A 684-nucleotide genomic window follows, 5' to 3' on the forward strand; every position below is an offset into this window, starting at 1 on the left:
ACTTATCAGAGAGCGAAGGTGCTCGCTACTGGCTGAGTGTCCTGACAGATATGCAAAATAGAGGCGTCAAAGACATCCTGATTGCCTCTGTTGATGGGCTTAAAGGCTTCCCAGAAGCGATAGAAGCTGTCTATCCAAAAACTGAAGTGCAGCTCTGTATCATTCATCAAATCCGCAACAGCGTGAAGTATGTGGCGAGTAAGAACCAGAAAGCCTTTATGTCAGATCTGAAGTGCGTTTATCGTGCAACAACGCAAAATGCGGCTGAACAGGCACTGGATGAGCTGGAAGCGAAATGGGGTGCTCAGTACCCGCTGGTGATAAAGTCTTGGCGGAGTAAGTGGGAAAATCTCTCAGTTTACTTCAAATACCCAGAGCAAGTGCGAAGGGCGATTTATACAACGAATGCGGTTGAAGCGGTGCATCGTCAGTTCCGGAAACTGACCAAGACGAAAGGGGGCTTTGCTAATGAATATGCATTGCTCAAGCTGCTATACGCGGGTATGTTGAAGGCATCAGAGAAGTGGACGCATCCGGTGCAAAACTGGAACCTGACATTGTCTCAGTTGAGCATCCACTTCGAAGGCCGAATAGACCAGCACGTCGATCTTTAAGAAATGGGTGACACAGAACTATGAACACCCTCTCTAGTTTCTCTGTACACTTTTCTTGAAAGTAGTATAC

At 47.1% G+C, this 684-nt stretch carries 1 protein-coding gene; it reads left to right on the top strand.

Annotated features, from left to right (window positions below; all coding sequences use genetic code 11):
• A partial coding sequence (locus BTA35_RS16475) for an IS256 family transposase (RefSeq protein WP_139363696.1) occupies nucleotides 1-614 on the top strand: 614 nt, incomplete at its 5' end.
• Nucleotides 615-684 lie beyond the last annotated feature (70 nt).

Source organism: Oceanospirillum linum, from assembly GCF_001995095.2.
Classification (GTDB): Bacteria; Pseudomonadota; Gammaproteobacteria; order Pseudomonadales; family Halomonadaceae; genus Oceanospirillum; species Oceanospirillum linum.